Annotated in this window: 9 protein-coding genes and 1 riboswitch; of the genes, 4 read left to right on the top strand and 5 right to left on the bottom strand. The window is 33.8% G+C overall.

Annotated elements, in window-relative coordinates:
- Nucleotides 1–28: 28 nt before the first annotated feature.
- The 3 genes from nheB to M1D73_RS09020 form a co-directional block, all read right to left on the bottom strand.
- Nucleotides 29–1237 (bottom strand): non-hemolytic enterotoxin NHE subunit B, encoded by a 1209-nt coding sequence (gene nheB, locus M1D73_RS09030; protein ID WP_061113361.1) that lies wholly within the window; start codon nucleotides 1235–1237, stop codon nucleotides 29–31.
- 37 nt (nucleotides 1238–1274) lie between these two features.
- On the bottom strand, nucleotides 1275–2435 hold the full coding sequence (gene nheA, locus M1D73_RS09025; RefSeq protein WP_000751828.1) for a non-hemolytic enterotoxin NHE subunit A: 1161 nt from the start codon (nucleotides 2433–2435) through the stop codon (nucleotides 1275–1277).
- A 593-nt stretch (nucleotides 2436–3028) separates the two neighbouring features.
- A complete protein-coding gene (locus M1D73_RS09020; protein ID WP_000254887.1) occupies nucleotides 3029–4855 on the bottom strand; it encodes an APC family permease in 1827 nt (608 codons plus the stop codon).
- A 144-nt stretch (nucleotides 4856–4999) separates the two neighbouring features.
- A riboswitch (cyclic di-AMP (ydaO/yuaA leader) is annotated at nucleotides 5000–5146 on the bottom strand.
- A 140-nt stretch (nucleotides 5147–5286) separates the two neighbouring features.
- Between M1D73_RS09020 and M1D73_RS09015 the strand changes: the two genes are divergently transcribed.
- Nucleotides 5287–5415: a hypothetical protein gene (locus M1D73_RS09015; RefSeq protein ID WP_000031873.1), complete on the top strand. Its 129-nt coding sequence runs from the start codon at nucleotides 5287–5289 to the stop codon at nucleotides 5413–5415.
- A gap of 63 nt (nucleotides 5416–5478) precedes the next feature.
- Here M1D73_RS09015 and panE read toward each other — a convergent pair whose 3' ends face one another.
- Nucleotides 5479–6423, bottom strand: coding sequence for a 2-dehydropantoate 2-reductase (panE, locus tag M1D73_RS09010; RefSeq protein ID WP_001221903.1), 945 nt, complete (start codon nucleotides 6421–6423; stop codon nucleotides 5479–5481).
- Nucleotides 6424–6598: 175 nt separating this feature from the next.
- Between panE and M1D73_RS09005 the strand changes: the two genes are divergently transcribed.
- Complete coding sequence (locus M1D73_RS09005) at nucleotides 6599–8074, top strand: hypothetical protein (RefSeq protein WP_000387437.1); 1476 nt, start codon at nucleotides 6599–6601, stop codon at nucleotides 8072–8074.
- 200 nt (nucleotides 8075–8274) lie between these two features.
- Here the strand turns inward: M1D73_RS09005 and trhO are convergent, their stop codons facing one another.
- Nucleotides 8275–9234: an oxygen-dependent tRNA uridine(34) hydroxylase TrhO gene (trhO, locus tag M1D73_RS09000; RefSeq protein WP_000246231.1), complete on the bottom strand. Its 960-nt coding sequence runs from the start codon at nucleotides 9232–9234 to the stop codon at nucleotides 8275–8277.
- Nucleotides 9235–9712: 478 nt separating this feature from the next.
- On the opposite strand from trhO, the gene M1D73_RS08995 reads away from it, so the two are divergent.
- Together M1D73_RS08995 and M1D73_RS08990 are read left to right on the top strand one after the other, a co-directional pair.
- Complete coding sequence (locus M1D73_RS08995; protein WP_121868394.1) at nucleotides 9713–11008, top strand: Nramp family divalent metal transporter; 1296 nt, start codon at nucleotides 9713–9715, stop codon at nucleotides 11006–11008.
- Nucleotides 11009–11206: 198 nt separating this feature from the next.
- On the top strand, nucleotides 11207–11737 hold the full coding sequence (locus tag M1D73_RS08990; RefSeq protein WP_000484220.1) for a GNAT family N-acetyltransferase: 531 nt from the start codon (nucleotides 11207–11209) through the stop codon (nucleotides 11735–11737).
- The last annotated feature ends 32 nt before the right edge of the window (nucleotides 11738–11769 follow it).

The following is an 11769-nucleotide window of genomic DNA, read 5'->3' as shown; positions in this document are numbered from 1 at the left end:
ACTTAACGCCCTAACGATTCGTATTCGATTATGCTTTTTTCGTATCTACTACTTTAATATCTTCAGCATAAATCTTTTCTGCATAGTCTTTAATGTTTTTCCAGCTATCTTTCGCAATGTTTAAATCTTCTTTAATGAAAACAAGATCGTTTGGACTAATTGAATCCACATTTTGAAGTAAAGAATTGTATTTTGATCCCATTGTATACCATTGGTTTGAAATGTTTTGCAACGCTGTAATTGCAGTATCAATCGTATTTGTTAAATACTCAGTTTGTGTTTTAATGTTCGTTAACCCAGCTACTTCTAATTGAGCAGTTGTAATTTGTCCAGTTATTTTTTGAATTTCAGCTTGTGCATTGTCAAGTTCTTTCTTCGCCAATACGATACCAGCTGTACCACCGCCTACAGCTGCTGCACCACCTGCAATTAATGCGACTCCTAGCGGTGTTCCTGCGCCCGTAGCAATAACTACTGCACCACCGATAATTGCAATTGGTCCTAGAGCTGTCGCAACAGATGAACCGATAATAATTGCATTATATTTACTAATTGCTTCATTGTACGTTGTAATTTGATTTTGCAGAAGTGGAATTCCTGCATCTTGACTAGCTAATATAGATGTAATTTGATTTGCATCACTCTTGAAGTTTTGCGTATCCGACGTCATTTTATTTCGGAATTTCTTTAAGTCTTCTACTAACTGATCCACTTGCGCTTTATTTTCATTAATACTACTTGATAATCTAGTTAGGCCTTTCGTAAGAGTCGCTTTATCTTTTGCATCTACCGCAGCAACTAAAGTATCATAATAGTTTTGGAATTTCGTATTGTAGTTAATGATGTTTTGATTCGTTGAAATAAGCTGTGGCTTTAATACATCTAACCATTGCTTCGCATTTCCTCTAGCTGTATCTTGATGCTGAATCACCTTTCCTTTTAAAGCTGCATCAACAGTCGATACATTTCCAAAGTTAACATTACCTTGTTTAATAATTGTTAAAGCATACAGATCCATTACTAAAGCATTTGAACCTGTTCTTTCCATTGCATCTTTCAAGCCTTCTGGTCCTAATGAATATTCTTCATAGTCATTATAAGCTTTTGCTACCGCATGAACTGGAGCTTGTTTCACTGTACTTTCAGCTGCATACGTATGAGCCGGCATAATATTTCCTGCTGCAAATACTGCCATCAGTGCTGATAGAGCCATTACTTTATAAGGTTTTTTTGTCATTTTTCTTCTCTCCCTATATCGCTAATTATTTTTCTGTTTAATGTACTTCAACGTTTGTAACGTAATCTTCAAATTGATTTGTTTGCTTATTCATTTCATCACTTACTTTTTTAATTTGATTGAAATGTTTTTGAAGTAAACTACTGTCTGTATACGTGCCTTCTTCAACATTCGTTTGAATTTGGATCATATTATTATTTAAAACTTTCCAATCCGTTAATAACGTTTCTAAAGTTGTAATTTGACGATCAATTAATTCTGTAAAGCTATTTACTTGATCTTCAACGAATGTAATTTGAGTCGCCTCTGCTTCAGTTTGTGATAACTTTTGAATAAGTGGTAATAACTCTTTTTGCTTTTGTTGAATGCGAAGAGCTGCTTCTCTCGTTTGACTATCTGCAGCATTTACAATTTCATTACTTAAAGTACCGATAGAAACAAAATCAATTGTTTTCGTTTGTGCAGTTTGATTTGTGATTGTAAATACTTGTTTACCGATATTAATAGAACCTTTAATGATTTCTTGAGGTCTATTCAAAATAGTAGTTAGTTCAGCTTGAATTTCTCCTTGAATTCTTTTAATATCTTCTCTTAATTTCACAATATCTCCACTTGATCCTTGTAGTGTTTTTATTGCTTCATCGGCTTTAATTGATAAGTTGTTACTATCTTTGTCTAATACTGTTTTAAATCGATTTAACTCTAATAAATCTTGCTCCATACTCTCTTGGATGCTCTGTACTTGCAATTGTAATTTTCCATATGCACTCATAAAATCTGCTTTTGCTTGCTGATCTTCATTTACGTTTCCTGCTAGTTCATAGAGCTTACTATAATAGCTATTAAATCTAGTGCTGTATCTCATCATCTCTTGATTTAAGTCAATTAGCTTCGGATTATATTCATCAATCCACTCTCGTACATTCGCCTTTGCAAACTTTTGATGATTCGTTAAGCTACTCATCGCATTTACCTTAATGTCTGGCTGTTGCAAAATAATTAATCCGTATGCTTGAATAAGCGGTGATTGTGATCCTAACATTCTAATTGAATTGGATAATGTATTTGGAGCAATTACATTTTGCGCATATACTGTTTTCACTTCTGTTTGCCCCTCCTTAGCGTAAGCGCTTACAGGAATGAAGCAACTCGTAGATACTGCTGTAACCAATAACCCTGTAATTAAAGTCTTTTTCACTTTAACCCCTCCTATGTATTAGCAACTATTACTATCGCATTTTATTATTCTATTTTCTTGCCCATAATTTGAGATGGTTAAAATAGAGAACGTTCTCACCGTGATCTATGTATGAACCATCTCTCCCAACTGTTATTGCTACAGTACTTACTTATTGTTATAAAATTTTTCATATGTGCTTAGTATGAATAATATTGTATAAATTTTCTATTTCATCGAAATTCTCACATTCACACAGTGAATATATTACGTAAAAATATTATTCATTTCAAACTAAACAACATACGTAAATATGAAATTTCGTTTTGTTTTCATATAAGTTTTGTACTGTAAGGTCATTTAAACACAGCTGTTTATATAACGTAAAGAAGTATTTTCATTCCCTTTATTTTCAAGCTTTCATGTCCTTATTTCAAAATATAATCCGATTCACTTTATCGATTGAAATATCTACATATCACAACAGAAAACACTACTTGCAAACAACTGGTGAAATTATATTGATATAATTTTTAACCCCGTATGCAATTATGCATAGCATATACACAAAAAGGATAGCTTCATTTTCATGAAACTATCCTTAAAAAATCTTCTTATTTTTTCAAATGATATGGAACTGTCGTAATAACAACATTTCTTTTATAAAGTAAATACGCACGTATGAGTAAACTGGATTGATTATGAAGAATGTTATGCCAACCTTTTTTCGGAATGAACTGTGGTATAACGACCGTAACGCGGTAATTCGATTCACTTGCCTTATATTGCACTGTATCAATGAACTTCGTTAGCGGCTGAATAATACTTCTATAATGAGAATGTAATGTAACAAGCCTTACTTCAGGTTGCCACTTCTTCCATTTCTCTTCAAATTTCTTTTCTTCTTCTCTGTCAAAAGCAACATATACAGCGATAACTTGATCTGCCGAAAGAGACTTCGCATAGTTCAATGAATTTTCTACTACATGCGTCATACCTGCTACAGGAACGACAATTACATTCCCCTCAATTGGAATAAGAGGCTCGCAAGTTTTTAAACTTAATTGATCACCCACTGCATCATAATGCTTCTTAATTCGATGGAATAAGAAGATAATAACTGGTAAGAAAATAAGAATCGACCAAACTTGTGCAAATTTAGTTAAAAAGAACATGCTCATTACGATAAAACTAATAACTGCACCAATTAAATTAACCGTTAATCTTAAAGCCCATCCTTCAGGCTTTTCGCGAAGCCATTTTAATACCATTCCTGTTTGAGAAAGTGTAAATGGAATAAATACACCTACTGCATATAGTGGAATTAAATGTTCTGTTTGTCCTTGGAAAGCTACAATTAAAATAATCGAAGCAACTCCAAGTATAATAATACCGTTTGAGTAACCTAGACGGTCTCCTCTAATCGTAAACATTCTCGGTATGAATTTATCTTTTGCCAGGTTAACCGCTAATAAAGGAAATGCAGAATAACCTGTATTAGCAGCAAGAATTAATATTAAAGCTGTTGTACCTTGTATGAAATAGTACATGAAATTACGTCCAAATGTTTGTTCAGCAATTTGAGAAACAACTGTTACTTCTTTACTCGGAGTCACTCCGTAATAATAGGCTAAAAACACAATTCCTGAAAATAACACAGCAAGTAATGCACCCATTGCAAGCAATGTTTTTGCAGCATTGTTTGGCGCAGGATCTTTAAAGTTCGGAATTGCATTTGAAATTGCTTCAACACCTGTTAAAGCAGAACTACCTGATGCAAATGCTCTTAGTAATAAAAATAAACTAATCCCTGCAACTGGTGTACCAATCGGCGCATGTAAAGTGGGTGAAACATGACCAGTTAAAATATTATATATGCCTACACCAATTAATATAAATAATGCTAAAACGAATAAATAAACAGGATATGCTAAAACGGAAGCTGATTCCGTTACTCCTCTTAAATTTAAGATCGTAATTAATATAACAAATATAACCGCAATAATTACGTTGTGTGCATGTAAGCTAGGAAATGCAGACGTAATTGCATCTGTACCAGCGGACACACTTACCGCAACAGTTAAAATATAGTCAACTAATAAAGATCCTCCAGCAATTAAGCCTGGATTCATCCCTAAATTTTCTTTTGATACAACATACGCTCCCCCGCCATGCGGATAAGCAAAAATAATTTGACGATAAGATAAAATAAGGGCTGTCAATAATACTAATACCCCAACAGCGATCGGAATGGAATACCAATAAGCGATCGCTCCAACACCTGCTAAAGCAATTAAAATTTGCTCTGGACCGTAAGCAACTGATGACAATGCGTCAGAAGATAAAATAGCTAAAGCTTTCGTTTTATTAAGCTTCTGTTCTCCAAGCTCCGTTGATTTTAACGGTCTTCCAATTAAAAATCTTTTAATAGATGAAACCAATGCTGTCCACTCTCCAATAATTTTGTACGAACTTTACTGCTTGTTACAGCCAGTAAACGATTTCCTCAGAAAACAAAAAATGTCTACAAGCCATAGCGAAATAGACTTGTAGACATTATTTTTTTTGTCGCACAAGCTCCACCTTCCTTCTCAATATAACGCTTACGAGGTTAGCTGTCGGATTCGGGCCTATGAGTAGCCCTACCTTTTTCAAGGATTCACCCCATCGGATTATGTACTAATCCGTAAAAACGGGTCCCCCGTACCATGCGGTTTCAGCGATTTAGAAAATTGAAACTGTGGATTATAATACTCCTTTATTTTCAAAAAGTAAACAAAAATTTTTAATAAGAAAAAAATTAAAATGATTGCGCATAATCCACTGAGAAATATACATAATGAATACTAAAAAATCCGCAAAGGAGACCCATATGTCTAAAGAAAAGAAGCCTATTTTTTCCGATTCATATTTAGATGCAGTAGCAAATGAAATTAATCAGTTATATGGTAAACGTGAACAGGAAATAAATTTGACAGATAGAACGAAAAGAAATAAATAATTTGTCATACAAAAAATAAAAAAGATAGCAATACACTTATATATTGCTATCTTTTTTATTTTTTCATACATCTAATTCTATTACAGATCTGTTAAAGGTCATCTCTTCATACACCTTTAAATTTTGATATATAGTGCCTAATAATGGTGCCGCTATAGAAAATTGCTCTGCTACATCCAGTAAATATCCTTGCAAGTGCTTCCCTTCAATAAACGAACCCTTCTCCATATCACGTTGCATCGATGACTTCATATCATACGAAATTTTATCAATTGTTTTCATATGTTCCTGGACAATATTAACCTTTATTGGAGCTCCTAATACTCTCATGATTTGTACAGATTCCTCAAATACATTACGGATAAAATCACGGCCGCCTTCACTTTCACGGATTGGTCCAATTGGTGCACGCATTAACGTTGTCACACCGGACATTACAGTAATAAATAAATATTTATGCCACATATCTTGCGTAATATTTTCACTTAAAACAAAACTAGATTTCGTACCTGCAAATGCTTTAGAAATATGCTTTACTCTCTCTGAATTTTGAGACTTAATTTCTCCAAACACAAGTCTGTTGGCAGCGCTAGTTTGTACAATTTCTCCTTGATCGTTTAACGTCGTCTCGATAAAGCATAAACCGCCAATTACTTTTTCTTCGCCGAATTCTTTTTGTAATAGCGATAAATGAGCGATACCATTTAACAATGGAATGATTACAGTATTTTCGCCAACAAACGGCTTCAAATCTTGAATTGCCTCGTTTAAGTGATACGCTTTTGTTGAAAATAAAATGACATCAAATGGAGAAGTTCTCTCTTCTTTCGTTATTAATTTCGGTTGAAAGGAAAAATCCCCGTTAACACTTCGGATTACAAGTCCTCTTTCCTCTAATTGTTTTTTCCGTTTACTACGAACAAGAAATGTAACATCTTCTCCCTTTTCGACTAATCTGCCACCAAAAAATCCTCCGACTCCACCAGCGCCTAATACTAAAATCCGCATACAGCATCCCCCTTTTCAAAATAAAATTTTATAACTTTTAGTATACATAACATTATACATGTCCTCTGCTAAATAAGCTGAATTTTCACTCTCAATTGAGTATAAAAGAGTGGTTATTTTCAAATAAATTTGGGCATGTTGTTTCTATAGCATATATGGAAAGGACACAATGTAGATGGAGGCAATACAATCAATTGAGGAAAAAGGTGTAGCAACAGCTATATTTCAATTTATATTCCCGTTTTCGTTTAAAGCTGGATATGAACAAGAGATGTTCCCTTTCTTACAAAAAAACGATTTTCGTCCTTTTCGGCTCGATCATCTCGATGATGAAAATACATATTATGGGGAGTTTAAAGTTTCACATCAAAATATGGAAGCATACTATCTTTCATTTACAAATAAAATTCTCTTTCCTCACTCAGAGCATCAAAAGGGCTTGCAACGTTATTCAAAGGACCTTAACTTAACTGGACATTTAACAACAAACCGTATTTCAATCCCATTCAAGATACACTCTATTGATGTAACACTTTGTCCTTATGAACTTGGCTTCTTAACAATTCGAACAGAAGTAAACACTGCTCCAAACATGACTTTATCTGAAGCAATCGAATTCGCTGCTCGCTTCCGTGTACTTGAAACTAAAAATGATACAAATGAAACTATTTGTATTGAATGTAACGGAAAAAAGTATTCCCAAGTTGAAAAATTCATTTTTGGTTATTTATTTCATGGCGTAACTGATTTCTTTGAAAAGAAGAGATTAAGAAGTTCATACTTTCAAACCTTCCCTTTCTTCGAAGACCAAAGAATGTACGTCCAAACTTTATTGTCGCTAAAAGAAGGTATGGAGCTTAATGAAGTGGATGTTTATCGTACTTCTAGTCTTTCCGGATTAACAAGTGATGGTAAGCCATATGTGAGCGCAAATAACCTTCCTTACATTCATGACTATTTAAAAAAACACGCTTACCAGAGATGGGCTCCAAATCGTTATTTCATAATGGAAGAACATATTTTTACATGTGTAACAAATGAAGGAGAACGTAAAATCGCTAAACTTGCTAGTCAAATGTACGGAGAATTTTATTACGCTTTATTATTAAACCTATTCCATAAAATTGTTTTATTAAAAATGGCTAACGCCTATGCTGAGCTAAACATTGAACAAGATACTAATGAAATAGAGAAATTAATTTATTCGATCAATTCGTTCACTGCTAATTATTTTTCTTTAGAATTAGTATCCCAATCACAAAGTGAAGATATTTTCTTTCGTTTAAGAAAACTTTTTAATATTGAGGTTCTATACTCGAACGCGAAACAAAATCTTGATAGTTTGTTTAAATATCAAGAAAATGTCGCCTCTAAAAAAGATAGCCTCTTATTGTTAATTTTAACGCTCTACTCTGTAGTGGGCCAAATGTTAGGGTTTACTATGATTGACCTTTTAAGAAACACCGATTCAAACAAAATATCGTCACCTCTTGAATTTTTCGCTCTATTAATTGCGATTAGCGGCATTGTCATTTCACTTATTTTAGGAGCCCAAAGTTTATACCAATGGGGTCTACAACATAAACGAAGAAAAGCTTGGGTAAAACAAACTGTACTTTCTGCCGTTAAAGAGAAAGAAGATAAAAATTAAAAAAGGTTATTTTCAAATTCTTGGTGCGCTGCAGTAAGTGAAATTTTTATGAGCGATTTTCCGATTATATCGGCGCAACTCGAAATATATCAGCGATTTTTTTAATATATCGACTTACCGACAAATGACAGGACCGGATAATAAAAAAAGGGTGCTCCAAAATAAAACTTGGAGTACCCCTTTTATTATACGAATTCAGTTTACTTCCCTGCTTCGATTTGCTCTAATGCAGCAGCTACTTGCTCTTCCGTTAATTCATGTTGTATTACGTAGCGGTTACGTGGACTTACACGACATTCATGAGAACATGCACGTAAATATTTCGCTTCGTTTTCTTCAGAACATAAAATTTTCTTATTACATTCTGGATTTGAACAGTTTACATAGCGCTCACAAGGTTCACCTGTAAAGTGGTCTTTACCAACGATAACATGTTCTTTTTGGTTTACTGGTACAGCAATACGCTCATCGAACACGTAACATTGTCCATCCCAAAGCTCACCTTGTACCTCTGGGTCTTTTCCGTACGTTACAATTCCGCCGTGAAGCTGACTTACATCTTCATAGCCTTCACGAACTAACCAACCAGAAAACTTCTCACAACGAATTCCGCCTGTACAATAAGTTAAAATCTTTTTACCTTCAAGTACTTCTTTATTTTCACGAATCCAATCTGGTAATTCACGGAATGATTCGATATCAGGTTTAATCGCACCTTTGAAGTGACCTAAATCAAACTCATAATCATTTCGTGCATCAATGATAACTGTATCTTCTTGTTTCATTGCTTCATAAAAATCTTTTGGCTCTAAATACTTCCCAGTTATTTCGTGTGGGTTAATGTCATCTTCTAGACGAAGTGTAACTAACTCTGGACGAGGACGCACGTGCATTTTCTTGAATGCATGACCATCAGCTTCATCTATTTTAAATACGATACCGTCAAAACGTGGATCATTGTTCATTGCTTCCATGTATTTCTCTGTTTGTTCTACAGTTCCAGAACAAGTTCCGTTAATACCTTCTTTCGCTACAAGAATTCTTCCTTTTAATTCAAGTGAATTACAAAATTCTAAATGCTCTGCCGCGAATTCTTCTGGGTTTTCAATTGTTGTGTACATGTAATATAGTAATACTCTGTATGGTTTTGTAGTTGCCAATGTATTTCTACCACCTATCTAATTTTTAAAATCATGTATAAGTTAACGTTCATATCAAAACATATATAATAAGAAAATGAATCCCATTTTCTTTTCTTTATACTATTTTCTATCAGTTAACAAAAATAAAAAACAAGATTACACATCAAAACACTATGGTTATGTTGTAATCCCAATATATTATATATCATACAAATGCAATTCCATCAATTAATATGCTGGATTATCGGCTTTATGTTCACATAAATTTCAAAATTGACCCTTTAATTTATTATGTTTCCCCACGTCATCACACCATAAACTCCCAATTTATTTTACGTTATCACACCATCCATTGCATAAAGGCATATAATTTGCATTAAGGAAACTTTCGTGTTCAAATGAAATTATCATATAACATATTTAAATGTATTGAAATAATGAGTAAGAATAAATACAATAATTTCATCAAGTTAACATTTTAAAGGGGAAAACTACTATGAATAAAGATATAGCAAAAGATGAACATCTCCCTTCTGAAAGTACAACCGTACAATCAGCTCACTTAGCTTTAAGTGGAGAAACAAAAGGCTGGAAAAGACTGTTACCATTTTTAGGACCCGCTTTTATAGCGTCCGTTGCTTATATTGATCCTGGCAACTTTGCTACAAATATCGCAGCTGGTTCACAATATGGATATTTACTATTATGGGTTATACTCGCCTCTAACTTAATGGCTGTATTAATCCAAACTTTATCAGCTAAATTAGGAATTGCTACAGGAAACAATTTACCCGAAATAGCTCGTGAAAACTTTCCAAAGCCTGTGTCTATCGGTTTATGGATACAAGGTGAACTAGTTATTATGGCTACAGATTTAGCGGAATTTATTGGAGCTGCATTGGGGCTTTACTTACTATTTGGAATCCCGATGCTACCTGCCGCTTTAATTACAGCAGCCGGATCATTTATTATCCTTGAATTTCAACGTAGAGGATTTCGTCCACTAGAAGCTATTATTACAGGAATGATTTTCATTGTAGTAATTGCTTTTGGGATTCAAGTTTTTTATGCAAAACCAGAATTAAGTCCCCTTCTTTCAGGACTATTTATTCCAAAATTCCAAGGTGTAGACAGTATATTACTTGCAGCAGGGATTTTAGGTGCGACAGTTATGCCGCATGCAATATACTTGCATTCTGCATTAACACAACGCCGTGTGGTCGGAACAACTGACGAACAAAAGAAAAAGATTTTTCGTTTCGAATTTATCGATATTATTATTGCAATGGTTATTGCTGGAGCAATTAATGCAAGTATGTTAATTGTTGCTGCTGCACTATTCTTTAAAAACGGCTTGCACGTTGAAGATTTAGATGTTGCTTACACTCAATTTACCAACTTAGTAGGTCCTGTATCAGCTGCTTTGTTTGGAATTGGGCTCTTATCAGCAGGACTATCTAGCTCTTCTGTCGGTACAATGTCGGGTGATATTATTATGCAAGGTTTCATTCGCATGCATATTCCGTTATACTTACGCCGATTTATTACAATGATTCCACCATTAGTTATTATCGCTTTAGGTGTAAATCCAACTTACGCTCTAGTCATGAGCCAAGTCGTCTTATCATTCGGTATTGCATTTGCACTAGTGCCACTTATTATGTTTACAAGTAACAAAAAGATTATGGGTGCACTCGTTAACCACCGTATAACAACATTTATCGCTTGGATAATTGCAGCACTCGTTATCGTTTTAAATATCTTCTTACTGTATCAAACATTTGTAGGGTAATGAGAAAAGGGTATTCCAATTTTAATTTGGAGTACCCTTTTTTTCATTATTTGTATTAATCCTATAAAGTCTTTTTAAAATAAATTTTATAATCTATTTCCAGCCAATAACTTCCTTACACCTTGAATAATCTTTATTTTCAGATTAAATTATATAATAACAAATACATTCTATTTTCATGTGAAAAGGAGCGAAAATATGTTTCCTTTATTAAAAACTGAAAGACTTATTTTAAGAGAACTTACCGAAGAAGATGCACCGCGTATACTACAATGCTTTTCTAATACTAATGTACTGCGCTATTATGGCCAAAAACCGTTACAAGATGTTGATCAAGTGAAACAAATCATTCATAACTTTAAGTTGAGTTACAATGCAAGAAACGGTATAAAATGGGGAATCGAATTAAAAGACAAGAAAGAACTCATCGGTACCATTGGTTTTCACGATTGGTCTTCTGAGCATAAACGAGCCAATATAAGTTATGCCTTTTTGCCTGAACACTGGGGAAAAGGATATGCGACTGAAGCTGTTTCTGAGGTTATATCATACGGTTTCCATACGATTCATTTAAAGCGGATTGGGGCAATTGTATTTCTTGAAAATGAAGCTTCCAATAAAGTGCTATTAAAACTAGGTTTTGAAAAAGAAGGAGTTCTAAAAAATTATATGTATCAAGATGATATCCCATATGATACGAATTTTTACGCTTTATTAAAATCGGTTTAATAGAATTCATGTGTAAAAAACCTTACTTTTAA

The sequence above is a fragment of the Bacillus sp. PK3-067 genome, from assembly GCF_056738645.1.
This window is presented reverse-complemented; position numbering and strand designations above follow the sequence as displayed.

Excerpts from the sequence above, each read along its gene's own strand:
- M1D73_RS08990 (WP_000484220.1), top strand. The coding sequence starts at position 11,207 with ATGTTTCCTTTATTAAAAACTGAAAGACTTATTTTAAGAGAACTTACC.
- M1D73_RS09005 (WP_000387437.1), top strand. The coding sequence starts at position 6,599 with ATGGAGGCAATACAATCAATTGAGGAAAAAGGTGTAGCAACAGCTATA.
- nheB (WP_061113361.1), bottom strand. The coding sequence starts at position 1,237 with ATGACAAAAAAACCTTATAAAGTAATGGCTCTATCAGCACTGATGGCA.
- M1D73_RS08995 (WP_121868394.1), top strand. The coding sequence starts at position 9,713 with ATGAATAAAGATATAGCAAAAGATGAACATCTCCCTTCTGAAAGTACA.
- M1D73_RS09015 (WP_000031873.1), top strand. The coding sequence starts at position 5,287 with ATGTCTAAAGAAAAGAAGCCTATTTTTTCCGATTCATATTTAGATGCA.
- panE (WP_001221903.1), bottom strand. The coding sequence starts at position 6,423 with ATGCGGATTTTAGTATTAGGCGCTGGTGGAGTCGGAGGATTTTTTGGT.